This window comes from Aliiglaciecola sp. M165, assembly GCF_007197995.1.
In the GTDB taxonomy this organism is placed as follows: Bacteria; Pseudomonadota; Gammaproteobacteria; order Enterobacterales; family Alteromonadaceae; genus Aliiglaciecola.
This window is the reverse complement of record NZ_VKKH01000006.1, coordinates 497,542-512,848: the sequence shown is the minus strand read 5'-3', so window position 1 is coordinate 512,848 and position 15,307 is coordinate 497,542. Positions and strand designations below refer to the sequence as shown.

At 42.8% G+C, this 15,307-nt stretch carries 12 protein-coding genes; 5 read left to right on the top strand and 7 right to left on the bottom strand.

Annotation, left to right across the window (positions count from 1 at the left end):
- Positions 1-116: 116 nt before the first annotated feature.
- The 4 genes from yciH (at position 117) to pheA (ending at position 4,133) form a co-directional block, all read left to right on the top strand.
- Complete coding sequence (gene yciH, locus FM019_RS14150) at positions 117-440, top strand: stress response translation initiation inhibitor YciH (RefSeq protein ID WP_143836589.1); 324 nt, start codon at positions 117-119, stop codon at positions 438-440.
- 30 nt (positions 441-470) lie between these two features.
- Complete coding sequence (locus FM019_RS14145) at positions 471-1,271, top strand: response regulator (protein WP_143836588.1); 801 nt, start codon at positions 471-473, stop codon at positions 1,269-1,271.
- A gap of 147 nt (positions 1,272-1,418) precedes the next feature.
- Entirely contained in the window at positions 1,419-2,717 is a 1,299-nt protein-coding gene (locus FM019_RS14140) for a hypothetical protein (RefSeq protein ID WP_185969293.1), read from the top strand.
- Between the two features lie 234 nt (positions 2,718-2,951).
- Positions 2,952-4,133 carry a prephenate dehydratase gene (gene pheA, locus FM019_RS14135; RefSeq protein ID WP_143836586.1) on the top strand — a complete coding sequence of 394 codons (1,182 nt, stop codon included), beginning with the start codon at positions 2,952-2,954 and terminating at the stop codon, positions 4,131-4,133.
- A 96-nt stretch (positions 4,134-4,229) separates the two neighbouring features.
- On the opposite strand, the gene FM019_RS14130 is transcribed toward pheA, so the two are convergent.
- The 3 genes from FM019_RS14130 to FM019_RS14120 form a co-directional block, all read right to left on the bottom strand.
- Complete coding sequence (locus FM019_RS14130; RefSeq protein WP_143836585.1) at positions 4,230-6,551, bottom strand: methyl-accepting chemotaxis protein; 2,322 nt, start codon at positions 6,549-6,551, stop codon at positions 4,230-4,232.
- Positions 6,552-6,670: 119 nt separating this feature from the next.
- Positions 6,671-7,801, bottom strand: a complete 1,131-nt coding sequence (gene tyrA / locus FM019_RS14125; RefSeq protein ID WP_143836584.1) for a bifunctional chorismate mutase/prephenate dehydrogenase — start codon at positions 7,799-7,801, stop codon at positions 6,671-6,673.
- A 12-nt stretch (positions 7,802-7,813) separates the two neighbouring features.
- Positions 7,814-8,905 carry a 3-deoxy-7-phosphoheptulonate synthase gene (locus FM019_RS14120; RefSeq protein WP_143836583.1) on the bottom strand — a complete coding sequence of 364 codons (1,092 nt, stop codon included), beginning with the start codon at positions 8,903-8,905 and terminating at the stop codon, positions 7,814-7,816.
- A 239-nt stretch (positions 8,906-9,144) separates the two neighbouring features.
- Here FM019_RS14120 and FM019_RS14115 point away from each other — a divergent pair, with 239 nt between their 5' ends.
- Positions 9,145-11,412 carry a putative bifunctional diguanylate cyclase/phosphodiesterase gene (locus tag FM019_RS14115; RefSeq protein ID WP_143836582.1) on the top strand — a complete coding sequence of 756 codons (2,268 nt, stop codon included), beginning with the start codon at positions 9,145-9,147 and terminating at the stop codon, positions 11,410-11,412.
- On the opposite strand, the gene FM019_RS14110 is transcribed toward FM019_RS14115, so the two are convergent.
- From FM019_RS14110 to FM019_RS14095, 4 genes are all read right to left on the bottom strand, one after another.
- A complete protein-coding gene (locus FM019_RS14110; RefSeq protein ID WP_143836581.1) occupies positions 11,409-12,011 on the bottom strand; it encodes a DNA-J related domain-containing protein in 603 nt (200 codons plus the stop codon). The genes FM019_RS14115 and FM019_RS14110 overlap by 4 nt on opposite strands.
- A 69-nt stretch (positions 12,012-12,080) precedes the next feature.
- Positions 12,081-13,616 carry an AbgT family transporter gene (locus FM019_RS14105; protein WP_143836580.1) on the bottom strand — a complete coding sequence of 512 codons (1,536 nt, stop codon included), beginning with the start codon at positions 13,614-13,616 and terminating at the stop codon, positions 12,081-12,083.
- A gap of 97 nt (positions 13,617-13,713) precedes the next feature.
- Positions 13,714-14,457 carry an enoyl-CoA hydratase/isomerase family protein gene (locus FM019_RS14100; protein ID WP_143836579.1) on the bottom strand — a complete coding sequence of 248 codons (744 nt, stop codon included), beginning with the start codon at positions 14,455-14,457 and terminating at the stop codon, positions 13,714-13,716.
- 39 nt (positions 14,458-14,496) lie between these two features.
- Positions 14,497-15,039, bottom strand: a complete 543-nt coding sequence (locus tag FM019_RS14095) for a sugar O-acetyltransferase (protein WP_143836578.1) — start codon at positions 15,037-15,039, stop codon at positions 14,497-14,499.
- Positions 15,040-15,307 lie beyond the last annotated feature (268 nt).

Below are 15,307 nucleotides of genomic sequence, written 5' to 3'. Positions count from 1 at the left end.
GTCAGAATTCGGATTGGTAGAATTGCCTTGACCATTTGCATTCTTTGCGCATTATTGATTGAGTTGTGTGCTTTTTTACATAAAATGCTAGTCAGGAATTCAATAAAAGATTAAATATGTCACATAATCATTTAGTTTATAGTACAGACAAAGGAAGGATTACCCCACAGAAACCTGAGCCCAAAAAGCAGCTATCGAAAGATGGTGTGGTGAGAATTCGGCGAGAAACTAAAGGCCGAAAAGGTAAAGGAGTAACAACCATTGATGGTTTGGCTTTGGATGCTGGACAACTAAAAGCATTGTGCACAGAATTGAAGAAGACCTGTGGAACAGGTGGCGCGGTTAAGCAAGGAGTCATCGAAATCCAAGGTGACAATCGCGAAAAAATTAAAATACTTCTTGAAAAAAAGGGTATGACCGTTAAGTTTGCTGGCGGTTAAATAACGTAGTCTCTTAAGTTAGGATCCCAAATGGACCAAATATCATTATCCGACGTCAATATACTGTTAATTGAGCCGTCCGACACACAGCGCAAAATCATCTCCTCATTACTAATTAAAGAAGATGTTGGTCAGGTTGACTCGGTTTCCACCGTTGCCGAAGCAAAAAGTGCACTTAGAGCCCACGCCAGTGATGTGGTTGTGAGTGCGATGTACTTCGCTGATGGAACGGGATTAGATTTACTAAAACACATTAAGGGAACCGAAGAAATCGCTTCAATTCCTTTTATGCTAGTCAGCAGTGAAAACCGTGTTTCTAAATTGGAAGAGTTTAAGCAGGCTGGTGTCGCAGCAATTTTGCCTAAGCCTTTTAAGCCAGTGCATTTATCACGTGCTCTAAAAGCGACATTAGATCTCATCAATACCGAAGAACTCGATCTTGAATTGTTTGATATCCATGAAGTTCGCGTTTTGTTGGTAGATGATAGCCGCCTTGCACGCAACCATATTCGTCGTGTGCTGGAGGGGATGGGCTTAAAGAAAATACAAGAAGCTGAAAATGGCGCGATGGCGCTGACATACCTCAAAGATAACGTCTATGATTTAGTGGTGACAGACTACAACATGCCCGAAATGGACGGTAGAGAGTTGTCTGAGTTTATTCGCTTTAATCCACAAACCGCTCACATCCCCATCATCATGGTGACCTCCGAAGCGGCAGACAGCGCGCACATGGCGAATATCCAGCAAACAGGCGTGAACGCTTTGTGCGACAAGCCTTTTGAGGCAAATGAGGTCCGCAGGATGCTGATGACACTACTTAGTGACTAGCGTCTCAAACCCCTAAACATCTTAATCCTTATTTATTCGAATGTGGCAACTTATCTCATCTACTGCCGCATTCGACGAGTGATCCTTACTCTATTGTTTTTCGTTTGGCATAGTAGTCATTAAATTTCATTTAGGGTAGTCATTGGGTTGCGAAGACTTCAAATCGTCACTTTTTCGTTATTGCTTGCGGCGGCCTATGCCAATTCAACTACTTTATACCAAGTTACGCTCTTAGCTGATGAAGGAAAAATTAGTGTAGACGCATGTTTGTCCGCAGACGCCACAAAATTAGTGGTGGGAAATAAGCGGGCCTCTCGCTATGTGGCGACCTCTGTTGAGTCAAATCTGGTGCAAACTCGGTCGAGTTTACATATTGTCAACAAAACAAACCCTTGCTTCAACTACACTGTAGATTTGCATAAAGCAAGAAAAGACCGCTTCGCTTATCAAGTAGGAAAAAGCTGGTTGGTGAACAATCACAGTTGGTTGTGGCTGCCCGACACTAATCAACCTGTGCATGCAAATTTTCGTGATGAAAACGGAAACCCAGTTAAATTGTCAGCCCCTTGGCGGATAAAAAATGGCGGTTACCATCTTAACGAAACACCTATTCATTGGACTAGCCGTATCGCCTTTGGAGACATTGAGATAGTGCCGACTAACGTAGGCGAAAGTGTCTTGAATGTGGCCCTATTAAACATACAGCAGGCGCAAAAGCGCAGGGAACTTGTTAATTGGGTTGGCAGTGCTGGGAGGGCAGTAGCAAGCGTTTATGGTCGTTATCCACTGACAGACGTGCAAGTGTTGGTGGTACCCATCGGCAAACGCAAAGAAGCTGTGCCCTGGGCGGAGGTTCAACGAAATGGTCATCCAGCGGTGCACTTTTTTATCGATCCAAATCGACCCATCGAACAATTTCACGCAGATTGGACCGCCACCCATGAGCTAAGTCACCTTTTGCACCCTCGCATCGAATATCAAGATCGCTGGTTATCAGAAGGACTCGCTAGTTATTATCAGTACATTGTGCAAGCTAGAGCTGGAATGCTTACTAATCAGCAGGCTTGGAAAAAATTTACTGCTGGGTTAGAACGAGGGCGTAAAAAAGCAGACCGCCCTCTTCGTTCAGCCAAACAAACGCGCCATGCCTACTGGGGAGGAGCGGCTATATATTTCTTAGCGGATATTGAATTGCGTAAGTCCTCAACCGGGCAATCATTAAATGAGGTTCTGGATAAGTTTGCTGCTTTGCACTTGCCCAGCAATAAATTATGGAGTGCAGAGCAATATATGCAAACCCTAGATGAGATAAGTCAAACCAAGATATTCACCACCTTATTAGCAAAAGAAGCCACAGGATCCACTTTTCCTATACGTCGTGCAGACGAGCCTGCCTTTTCCCCTTCGCAAAATACGATTACCGCAGATATTCTAGGCGGTAACTAAAGCGTATTTGCCTTATGCACGGCTTCCAAAGGCTTTATCTTTCATAAAGTACAACTAATGATTGACAAGCCAAGCGGTAATTAATAGATTCCAGTTATGAAAGAAAATTACATCACACATTTTATATTTTTTATGCCGCCCTAAATCGGGGGTTTATGCAGTATTTTTTTTCAGCCGCAAAAGCCTCCACCTAATTGGAGGCTTTGTGTTTTTAGAGCAAAGAAAGTGGATCCCATGTCAACACAGGAACTTGAAGTTTTACGCGAACAAATAACTGCTTTAGACAGTGAATTGTTGAACCTTTTGGCTAAACGTCAACAATACACAAACAGTGTGGCGGAAACCAAAATCCGTCACCACATCCCCGTTAGAGATCATCAGCGAGAAGAACAGCTTCTGGTTCGGCTGATCAAAAAGGGACAAGAATTTGGATTGGACCCTCATTACGTGACACAAATTTTTCATGTTGTCATCGAAGACTCCGTTCTCAATCAGCAAGCATTATTAGCAGAAAGAGCCAACCCAGGAAGCAGTTTACCGTTGAATCGTGTGGCATTTTTGGGCGATCGTGGTTCCTACAGCTATTTGGCAACACAGAAATATTTTTCAAGGCGCCCTGGCGAGTTGATGGAAATCGGCTGTAAAAGTTTTGCTGAGATTATTAAAAAAGTTGAAACCAACGAAGCTGACTATGCGGTTTTACCCATCGAAAACACCTCATCAGGCAGTATCAATGAAGTGTACGATCAACTTCAACATACAAGCTTATCGATTATTGGCGAGCTGACACACCCCATTAAACATGCCATGTTAGTGTCGGGACAAACCGATATTACCCATATCAAAACCTTGTACGCTCACCCTCAAGTGTTTGCGCAGTGCAGCCACTTTTTGGCAGAGTTGGGTAACATTGAAGTTAAACCCTGTGATAGCACTTCAGCAGCAATGTTAAAAGTGAATGAACTGAACAGCAGCGAAGTGGCGGCAATTGGCAGTGAAGCAGGAGGTGCGCTTTATGGGCTCAATGCAATCAAGTCTAATCTGGCAAATCAAAAAGAGAATCACAGTCGTTTTATCGTTGTAGCCCGTAATGCAGTGAAAGTACCATTGCAGGTCCCAGCAAAGACCACTTTGGTTATGTCTACTGTGCAAAAACCCGGTGCTTTGGTCGAGGCACTTCTGGTGCTAAGAGAAAACCAGATCAATATGACCAAACTTGAATCCAGACCTATTACTGGTAACCCTTGGGAAGAAATGTTTTATATTGATGTTGAAGGCAATGTCCAAGATGGCCCCATGCAACATGCACTCGAGGAGCTAGGCGCGACAACACGGTATTTTAAGGTACTTGGTTGTTATCCAAGCGAAGAGATCAGCCCTACCAAGGTAGCAGCGGTAAACGCACTGACTGAGTGAAGACCAAAAAGCTTAACACACGTTACGCTAAGATCATCCAAGCATATAAAAGGCCGCTAAATAGCGGCCTATATTTCAATATCTACTCTCACGCTATTATACTTTAAAACGCGCGACCAACTCTTTAGTGTGTTCCGCGATGCGCGCCAACTCATCCGCAGATTGACTGGTTTGTGATGCACCTTCACTCACTTCTTGCGCCATGCTATTTATACGATTGACATTATCAACCACCGAGTCTGATGTCGCGTTTTGTTCAACGGTTGCCGTAGACACCGTATCTGTTAGCGCCAGCACAGATTTTAATGTGGCAGCCAATTCGTCCATAGCAACGGTTACCAAATCGACAAGATGAATGCCGCCATCAGCCGCAGCCGCAGCACGTTCCATTCTTTCGACTGATTTTTGAGAAGACTGATTCATAACTTCTACTAACTTAGAAATCTCCACAGTGCTTTCTTGAGAGCGGGTCGCTAGAGCTCTAACCTCATCGGCAACCACCGAAAACCCTCTCCCCGCTTCTCCTGCCCGTGCTGCTTCGATCGCTGCATTAAGAGCAAGCAAATTAGTTTGATCAGCGATGCTTGTAATCACATTAAGCACGGTTGTAATCTGATTTACTTCGTTTTTAAGACTGGATATCACTTCACTAGAATCATTGATTAAGCTCACCAACAGCTTAATATTTTCTGCTGCCATGTCTGCCCTTTCCATATTTTCGTTCAAACTACGCTGAGCTTCCAGGCTCTTTTCGCTGGTATCAACCGTTGAACGTGCGACATCATCAATGGAAGATGACAGCTCAATCATGGCAGTAGCCACCATACTAGTTTGGGTACGCTGCTCGTCGCTGATATGGGCACTTTGTGTCGTCACAGTACTAAGTTGTTGTGACGCTGAAGATAGCGCATCTGCGTCAGTCTTAACCTGAGCAATAATCTCTCGAATTTGGCCAATAAAGATATTAAAGCTCTGAGTAATACGATGGATCTCTGGAATGCGAGAACGACTCAACCTCAAGGTCAAATCTCCTTCCCCCGTTGTCAAACCTTCACAAGCCTCGCCTAATTTTTTCAGCGGGGCAATTAGCCGATTAGCCATGATATAGGTAATTACAGCGGCAATTGTCAACAATACGACCATCTCAAGCAGCGACGAAATGATCAACTTATTACGTAGTTCTTTAGCAGGACGCAATGCTTCCTCAACATCAATCTCTGCCAAAACCGCCAGAGAAATGCCACCAACTTCAATTGGAGCATAGGCGGAGAAAACCTCAACACCTCGATAATCCTCTACAGTCGTAAAGCCTTTTTGACCACGCAAGGCGTTTTTAACACTTTGTGATGTAACGGGTTGGATACCTATGGTTGTGCCACGAGACTCAACTTCACGCGCTTCATTTGGGAAGCGAGAACGTATGGCATTAATATATCCAGCTTGATCCTCTAAGAAAAATCGGCTCTCGGTAACAAGCAAATTATTCTGACCGACAATATAGGTTTCACCACTATCGCCAAACCCATACTCTACCCACTTTTGCTTGTGGGTAAGCAAACCGTTCAGGTGATCCATAGGCATTTGGAAAATTAGCACGGCAACCATTTCGCCATTTGCATAAATTGGCGACGAAGCAAAACCGGCTAAGGCATCGTAAGAAGGGCGGTATTGTTTAAATTCAGTAAAAAATACTTGGTTAGGATCGGTGGCAGTGAGGGCTTTACTGAATACCTCACCTATCCCTGAGTTTGCGTAAGGTCCACTGCGTAAACTGGTAGCATAATCCAATTCTTTGAACACGCTATAAACGATATTTCCGCTTTGCACGTCTGCAATAAAAATATCGTAGTATTCAAATTCTTGTAAAAAACCGCGCAACGTTGGGTGGTACTTGCTATGTACCCTTGCATAGTCGCTGTTGTTGCTCGGGCTGTCTAGTTTGTCTTTTTCCCCCAGCGGATACTGAGATCCACCAATGAAGTCATATTGAAGAGCCAAGCTGGTGTCGGGAAGACCATTTAATAGTGATGCCGCATCCGTCAACTCTTTGGAGTTAAGGTCATTGTAGCGGGATCTGAAGTCGTTGTTGTAGTAGCTTTCTAACTGAGCAATTTGCCCGCTGCTGACCTGACCCCGTTGCGCAGAATATTGGTCAAATGCGGCGATAAACTCCTGTGCTGCGTCAACAATGGTTAAAGAGTACGATTTAGTGCGAATTTGCGACTCAATAAAACCAAAATATTCACCCAGCGCTTCACGGGTTTGCTCTTCTTGATTAATCAGCTTACTCCTTGCCGATTCTGTCAGCGCATCCGTGGAATTGTTAACGGCCACATTTACGGAAATCAGGCCCATAACAATAATAGAGGAAGAAACAAGTGCGATAATGGCTATTAACAGCCGCGTTCGTAACGTCATTTAATCTAACTCCTGGATGAATGCTTAGAATAAGCCAAAGGCTACAACTCAAAACTACAGTACTACGACGCAAGTTACCCGTAAATATAAAACCTACGTTATTGTTATTAAAGCTATTTTTAAACTCTATCGTCGTCTGCTTTGAGCAACAGTTTTTTGCTGCTAACCAGGCATTGCTTGGCGTAAGGACCAAACCAGTTGCCAATAGCAAAAAATTGTTTAACAAATTCACCTTTATTGCCTTCATCAAGCAATTGCAGCGCAGCATCAAAGCGATCTCTGAAACGTTTGAGCAAACCGATGCTCTCGGCATTATTGAAGATGATATCGGCATATAATTCAGGGTCTTGAGCAAAAAGTCTTCCCACCATTGCCAATTCCAATCGGTAAATAGGTGAACTAAAGGCAACGAGTTGATCAAGTTGTGGATTTTCTCCGGCTAAATGCGCTCCGTAAACAAAACTACTGAAATGGCGCATTACCTGAATAAACGCCATCGCATCGTCATGCTCTTTTGCAGTACTGGCATGGGTGATAGCCCCCCAAACACGGATTTGCTCCACCAACCACTGATAGGAATCGGGTGCCCTGCCGTCGCAGACAACAACAACTTGCTTAACTAAGCTTTGTACATCAGGGCCAAACATAGGGTGCAAGCCGACTACTGGTCCTATGTGGTTTTGCAGCATGGCATCTAATGGTTTTTGTTTAGTACTGGTTACATCAGCCAATACACAATGGCTAGGCAAATAAGGGCAAAGCTGAGCAATAATTTGTTCAGTCAGTTTGATAGGAACGGCGATTAAAGCTAAATCGCAATCTTTTAATATTGCTTTAGCGTTTGACCAATCACCCTGCTCCATAACAGTGACCGGATAACCGCTTTTTTGCAACATATTAACAAAGATTCGCCCCAAGGCACCGGCACCACCTACCACAACGATTTTTTTAACGAATTTGTTAATGCACAAATACTGATTATTTTGAGTTTGATAAGACTCGCGCATAATACGGCGCAACAAATCTTCCATCAGTGCAGGAGATACACCTTTGTTTTGTGCCTCATTTCTGCGTTTTTCGATCAATTCTGCTTCTCGGGACGGCACGTAAATAGGCATACCGGTACGACTTTTAAATTCCCCCACTTGAGTTGTCAACGCTGCACGTTTAGCCAGAATATCGACAAGCTGGCTGTCCAACTTATCAATCTCCTGGCGCAGTTCGTCTAAACCTTTAGGCGTGGTGGGCATAAGACGCTCCCTTTAAGCTGATTTTTGCATTTTGTTAAGACGCATGGGTAATACCGTGATTAGCTTTTCTCTAGACTGGTTTATCAGATCTTCGGTACTTTGCCAGTTGATACAGCCATCGGTAATCGATACACCATAATCCAACTCATCCAAGCGTTTGCCTGTGTTGCTTTGATTGCCTTCGTTAAGATGACTTTCGAGCATAATTCCAATAATAGATTGGTTGCCCTCGAGTATTTGATTTACAACGTTTAGCGCAACTAGAGGTTGTCTACGATAATCCTTGCTCGAATTTGCATGACTACAGTCGACAACTAAGCCGGCATGCAAATCAGCGTTTTTCAACTCCGTTTCACAATCTGAAACACAAACCGAGTCATAGTTAGGTTGTTTTCCACCACGCAAAATTATGTGTCCGTCTGGATTGCCTTGAGTTTTGATTACACTCACCTGCCCTTGTTTATTGATCCCCATAAAGCGATGGCCAGAGGCCGCTGATTGCAGTGCATTGATAGCGATCCCTAAACTGCCATCCGTGCCATTTTTGAACCCTACAGGCATTGAAAGACCACTTGCCATTTCTCGGTGGGTTTGTGATTCAGACGTCCTCGCACCAATCGCTGACCAGCTAAATAGCTCTGCAAGGTACTGTGGGCTGATAGGATCCAGCGCTTCTGTCGCGATGGGCAATTCAAGTTCCGCTAACCAGATGAGTAATTCTCTGGCTTTTCGTAGCCCCGCTTCAATATCGAAAGAACCATCGAGGTGAGGATCGTTTATCAGCCCTTTCCACCCAACGGTTGTGCGTGGTTTTTCAAAATACACGCGCATAACGATATACAGGGTGTCTTTACACGACTCATGCAGCTCTTTAAGCTTTAATGCGTACTCTTTGGCCGATTCTATGTCGTGGATCGAGCATGGCCCACTAATCACTAACAAACGATGATCTCGTCTGTGAATGATGTCGCCTATAATTGCTCTTGAAGTTTCAATTGCACTCAGTGCGGTCTCGCTGACCGGCAATTCTTTGGCTAATTGCTCTGGTGTAACAATGACGTTTTCAGACGAAATGTGTACGTTATTAACGTGATCTTTTTGCATAAACTACTCAATAATAAAATGGCCTTAAGCGCCTAGGTAAACGTAAACTAATAATTACACCAACATAATTTTTAATTTCACAACGAACTTGACTTTTTACCAGCCTTTTACGGCGGGTACAACATGTAATTTTGTTTGTTGCGAACTTGGGATAAAAAACCATCAGCACTCGACGAAAACAGCCTAATAGTTTACCTTAAAAATTGGAACCTTGAACGATACAAATTTGGTACACGTCTATGTCGGAGAAATCTCCAGGGAATTTGCTCGTCAAATTTAACGTAATTTTTATTCTTTTTTTGGTTGTTGGCTTGAGCATCTCTGCGTTGGTATACCATTTTGGCAACAATATTGAACGCTCAACATCTCAACTCATTGACGAGGACTTGCAAGTCTATTCCAACTTCCAACAATTGCGTAAACAATTGACTGAGCAAGAGAGTGCGCTGCACGCTTACTACGCGTCTTTTAATCCGTCACTTTTTGAATATGACTTCATAGCTGCTCATGGAGGTGCACAAGACACCTTGGATCAATTAGCCCATTATTTCGACCATACCGCACTATCCGCATTAATGAATAATCAACAAATAGTGATGGAGATTGCGACAGCGTTAGACGCCAATATGCGTTTGCAAACAAGGTCTCAAACCGATTGGGATTTGGCACGCTTACAGTTACAACAAGTTCGGCAGCTAATGCAAGACACACATCCTTTAATTGAACAACTCACCGGAATCGTCTCCCAACGTGTTGAACAGTCGAAAGATCGAGTTGGATCGCAACTCAACTATATGAACGTACTTGTCTTCATCTATGGTTTGACTGCGTTGACAATTGCATTGCTGATATTGAGATCGGTTAAAGCGTATTTGTCAGCGAACAAACTAAATAGTCGGCTGGCCCTTTTTCCACAACGTAACCCAAATCCTATCTTTAGTTTTAGCAAAAATAATATTGTCAGTTTTGCAAACCCGGCAGCGCTTCGATTAGCAGCTAAACTGGACCATTCCGTCGAAGCGTTGGGCTTAAAACTAGGTCAAAAGATTGATTCTTTTCAGCAAAATATTAAGTCCGAAGAAAAAGCCTTTGAGCGTTTTGAACTATTACTAGAGGGGCTATATTTCCAATGTGAATTGCATTGGTTAAGTGACCAGCGACAATGGGACCTGCACCTGACTGATGTCACGGCAAAAAAACATGCAGAACAAAAAATGGTGTTTCAAGCCTATCACCACCCCGAAACCTGTTTGGATAATCAGTACCGTTTTCGTGAAGTACTAGAGCAATTTGTCGAACAAAATACTGTCTTTACCCACGGGATAATTGAGATTCGTTCATATAGCCAGTTGTTATCTGACAATACGTTTAATAAGAACCACCAGGTAGTCATTGAAATAGCCGCGGTACTCGACAAAGTTTGTCACGATATGCCAGAAGACATAAAACTGTTCCATATTGGCGATAAAAACTTTGCCATTTTGATCCCATCCAGTGAATGTGCAGCGCTAGTAAAAAGATTAGTTTCGAACATAAAACAACAGATAAATTTAGCGCAGTTTTCTGGACAGCATCAGGTTGAATTAGATTTTGGTTTTGCATGTTCCCCACACGACGGCAAAGACGTCGAGGAAATCAACAGAAATACTCGCATCGCGTTAGATTCCTCGGCAAGCCAAGAACACACAGAATACATGATGTTCAGTGATCACTTAGGTGAAGCGATTGCGAGACAAAACGCTCTACAGGTAGCCATGCGGTTGGCCCTTAAAAGTGGCGATTTTGAGCTTTATTTCCAGCCTCAACTTGATGTGACAAAAAATCGGGTAATTGGCGCAGAGGTTTTAATAAGATGGCAATTAAACGAACAATGGGTATCCCCTGCTGAGTTTATCCCGTTGGCAGAACGTTCGGGAATGATATTACCACTGGGCGATTGGATTTTAAAAACAGCCTGCGAGAAAGCGGCACAATTTGCTAAATCAGGATATGAAGACCTGGTCATTGCGGTAAACATCTCGCCAAAACAATTTACTCATCCCAATTTTGTTGAGAATGTCAAAAGCGCTTTGTTTGATAGCGGATTAAAGGCAAAAAATTTAGAACTGGAAATCACTGAAGGCGTATTATTTAACAACGAAAATGCAACGATAAACAGCCTACATATACTCAAATCCATGGGCGTGCAGCTTGCAATCGACGATTTTGGAACAGGGTTCTCCAGCCTGAGTTATTTAAAAGATTTTCCTATCGATAAACTTAAAATTGACCAATCTTTTGTGCGTAACATGCATGTTGACAGTGCGGATCAATCGATTGTTAGAACGATCATTGACTTAGGGAATAATCTTGGCGTTACACTTATTGCTGAGGGCGTTGAAGAGCTTGAACAATTAAACATGCTTAAAGAAATGGGGTGCAAAGAGATCCAAGGATATTGGTTCAGCAAACCCCTAGACGAAGCCTATTTCAATGACTTCTTGGCATCAAAACAGTCGGTTGCTTAGCTGTGAATACGCAATGAATTTTTTAAAGCACGGTAGGCCCAATCGATATCTTGGCTTAGCCGAGCATTTCCACTTTTTTTGTCAGGGTGGAATTGATGTTGTAACTTGCGATAGTGTTTTTTAAGTTGCTCCTGGGTGAAATCATCGTTCAGGGAGAGTATTTCAAGCGCTTTTTTTCTATCTCGCTCACTAGGTGTGTTGTGGTTTCCCATCCTACGCCAAAAATCGTCCAACAAAGCCTCAACTTGCGCTTCATCTGTCTTTTCAAAATTTGACCAATCCAGGTAATACTGCCTGACCTTATCTTCAATATCGAGGGATTGCTGAGACCCGTTAGCAGGTAGTAAACCAATTTCGGTGGTATGGATAGTCAAATATCCTTGTTTTTGTTGCAAATACTGTGCTTGCAGGAGGTACAAATGATGGAACACTACAAAATGACATTGAAAAAGCCTTAAGGGTTCAGACAGTATTTTCGGCTCAAAAATGAAATAAGGCGCTTTTTGCAGCAATGAGATAATTTCATGTTCTTTTAAAGGATTATCTGCTGCGGTAATTATCTCATCTAATGCAAGCAGTAACTGTGAATTTACAGACATCGGGTACCATTCCAGATTAACAAGAGATCGCTTTACAAAGAGAAAAGGCCCAAAAATGGGCCTTTGATTTTATCCTGCTGGATAAACATAGTTTGCCTGAATGCCTAATGGAATACCTAGCCACCAATAGAGCAGCAAAAACGCTGTCCAGGAGAACAATATCACTACTGTGTATGGCAACATCATTGATAACAAGGTACCTATCCCAGTAGATTTAACATAGCGCTGACAGTACACCACGACAAGCGGGAAATATGGCATCAATGGTGTAATGATATTCGATGACGAATCGCCTAATCGATATGCGGCTTGAGTAAGATCAGGTGATATATTGAGTTGCATCAGCATAGGCACAAATATGGGCCCAAGCAATGCCCATTTCGCCGAAGAAGATCCCACAAATAGATTCACAAAAGCTGTTAAGAAAATAATCCCGACGATGGTAACCATGCTCGGCAATTGCAACGCTTTGAGCGTTTGCGCACCTTCAATGGCTAACAAGGCTCCTAAATTGGACTTACCAAAGGCATCGATAAACAACGCACAGAAAAACGCCATGACAATATAATAACTCATGCCTTGCATGGCCTTCGTCATGGCATCGATCATATCCTTGGTGTTTTTAAAGGTACCCGACATAAATCCGTAAACCACGCCAGGCAACAAAAACAATAAGAAAATCAAAGGAACAATGGATTGCATTACAGGTGCAGCAAAAGACGTTAACTGACCATCTGGTGCGCGCATAGGAGATGATTCCGGCACCAAAATAGCAACCAGGGCAATAATGCCCGCCAACATCGTCAGTGATGCATATCGAAGTGCCTTGCTTTGTTTTTCATCTAACTCATCAAACCTTGGTATCTCTTCAGGATCACCATCTACTTCAACATCTTTCATCCGTGGTTCGATGACTTTGTCGGTAAGATACCAGCCAATACCCACAATCAACAAAGTCGAGGCTGAGTTGAAAAACCAGTTGTTAAGGGGATTGATTTGAATGTCAGGATCAATAATCTGCGCCGCACTTTGAGTGAAACTCTGCAATAAGGGATCGATAGCTGAAGGGATAAAGTTTGCGCAAAAGCCACCACTGACCCCGGCAAACGCAGCGGCAATACCTGCCAAAGGATGTCGCCCCATCGCATAAAAGATAACCCCGGCAAGCGGGATAACTAACACATAACCTGCATCTGTCGCTGTATGACTGACAATTGCCACAAGCACGACCATGGGTGTTAACAGCGCTTTAGGTGTGGTATCCAACATGCGCTTCAGACCAGCACTAATGAAACCCGAATGCTCGGCAACACCTACCCCTAACATTGCAACTAACACTACCCCTAAAGGAGCGAAACCGGTGAATATTCGTACCATTCTGGATAGAAAGTCTGCCAAACTATCGCCCGTCAACAAGTTGTTGACAACAACCGCCTCTCCGCTTCGTGGGTCAATTGCACTGAATGTAAAATTTGAAAAGACTGCTGAAAGAATCCATACAATCAACAAACAAAATGCGAAAATAATTGCGGGATCAGGGAGTTTATTCCCTACTTTTTCGACTTTGTCTAAGGCGCGCATCGTCCAAGTAGACTCAGTGGCCATAACTGCTCCTTTTTTATTATTGTTAAGTGATAGCCAAGGTATCTTGCCACATTCGCTAATAATAGCCAATGAGTGAAGACGTAATGAATAACAAGATTTAGGATTTTTTGTTCAAAAACATTTGCATCGATTGTTTGAAATCGCTCGATTGTAGTTGTGCTGAAAAGTCGATAAATTCTTCCTGCATTTTGTTTTTAATTTTTTCTTCCCAAACCACATCAACCAGACGTTTGGTTTTCATCACCGCATCAGGCAACATATTTGTGATCTGCATGGCCACTTCTAATGTGTTTTCGAATAGAGTGTCATCTTCATAGACACGAGAAACCAAACCGCATCGCAAAGCTTCTTCGCTATTGAGTTTTCTTCCAGCCAACAAAATATCATTTGCCATAGCTTTACCTACTGCGATAGGAAGCAATAATGATGAAGCGGCTTCGGGCACTAAGCCAAGCTTCGCAAAGGGAGCTGTAAAGGTGGCTGCTCTCGCGCAGAAAACCAGATCGCAATGTAACAACAAGGTCAAACCGATACCAATTGCTGGGCCATTTACTGCCGCAATAAGCGGTGTTTTGTTTGTACTTATGGCATCAAGGAAATGCAATGCCGTTGATTGCTCAGAATCATCCAGTTTAAGAAAATCGTTGATATCATTGCCAGCGGTAAACATTTCTCCTTTGCCAGTCAAGACGATACTTTTAACCTTAGGATCAGAATCGGCGTTTTGTATCTGATCTGCGAGTTCTGTGTACATTTGCTGGTTAATTGCATTCTTTTGCGCTTGTCGATCAATCGTTAAAACCAAAACCTGATTAATAAGCCGACTGTCAATATTGGCCATAATGCCTTCCTTATGATGTTTGAATAAATTAATGATGGACTAAATGGGTTTTGCCGGCACACCAGCAACTTTACATCCGGCTTTAACGTCTTTATTGATAACACTGCCGGCACCAATCACCACGTTGTCGCCAATGTTTACACCAGGTAGTATTTTTGCGCCCATTCCAACCCATACATTATTTCCGAGTGTGATGGGATGAGCGGTTTCAATGCCTTTTTTTCGCTTTACGGGATCCAGAGGATGAGTTGCAGTAGAAATGAGTACGCCCGGCGCCAATAACACATCATCGCCAAAGGTGACTGGTGCAGCATCTAAAATAACGGTTCCATGATTTGCATAGAAATTTTTACCAAGGTGAATGTTGTAGCCATAATCACAGTAAAATAGTGGCTCAATCCAAAAATTGTGCGTCGAACCAAAAAGTGCTTTAAACAACTTTATGCCCTGTTTGTATTGAGCGGGTGCAAGCTGGTTGAATTGATGACATACCGATTTGGCGTGCATACGCTCGCTTTGCAGCAGTTTATTGCTAGGAAAATATTCCTGCTCAAGCAACATTTTTTGTTTTTCTTCTTGCATTGCTAACCAGTTATCGACTCATTTTGAAAACACACGCAGACCTTATACCAATTGCTTTATACTTTCGAATTAATCAAATTGATTTGCCTGAATAACCCTTGAATGATGACTACATACGTATTCATTTGGTAATTTTTTTCCACCTCTGTATGTTAATGCCGCGTTGCATTTTTGTTAACAACTCAAAATGCAGCGCTCCAAAATAAATTTAACAATTGGCAATAACATCATAATAATCAAAAGGATACTTTTGTAATTTCGACATTGC

Excerpts from the sequence above, each read along its gene's own strand:
- yciH (WP_143836589.1), top strand. The coding sequence starts at position 117 with ATGTCACATAATCATTTAGTTTATAGTACAGACAAAGGAAGGATTACC.
- FM019_RS14145 (WP_143836588.1), top strand. The coding sequence starts at position 471 with ATGGACCAAATATCATTATCCGACGTCAATATACTGTTAATTGAGCCG.
- pheA (WP_143836586.1), top strand. The coding sequence starts at position 2,952 with ATGTCAACACAGGAACTTGAAGTTTTACGCGAACAAATAACTGCTTTA.
- FM019_RS14130 (WP_143836585.1), bottom strand. The coding sequence starts at position 6,551 with ATGACGTTACGAACGCGGCTGTTAATAGCCATTATCGCACTTGTTTCT.
- tyrA (WP_143836584.1), bottom strand. The coding sequence starts at position 7,801 with ATGCCCACCACGCCTAAAGGTTTAGACGAACTGCGCCAGGAGATTGAT.
- FM019_RS14120 (WP_143836583.1), bottom strand. The coding sequence starts at position 8,905 with ATGCAAAAAGATCACGTTAATAACGTACACATTTCGTCTGAAAACGTC.
- FM019_RS14115 (WP_143836582.1), top strand. The coding sequence starts at position 9,145 with ATGTCGGAGAAATCTCCAGGGAATTTGCTCGTCAAATTTAACGTAATT.
- FM019_RS14110 (WP_143836581.1), bottom strand. The coding sequence starts at position 12,011 with ATGTCTGTAAATTCACAGTTACTGCTTGCATTAGATGAGATAATTACC.
- FM019_RS14105 (WP_143836580.1), bottom strand. The coding sequence starts at position 13,616 with ATGGCCACTGAGTCTACTTGGACGATGCGCGCCTTAGACAAAGTCGAA.
- FM019_RS14100 (WP_143836579.1), bottom strand. The coding sequence starts at position 14,457 with ATGGCCAATATTGACAGTCGGCTTATTAATCAGGTTTTGGTTTTAACG.
- FM019_RS14095 (WP_143836578.1), bottom strand. The coding sequence starts at position 15,039 with ATGCAAGAAGAAAAACAAAAAATGTTGCTTGAGCAGGAATATTTTCCT.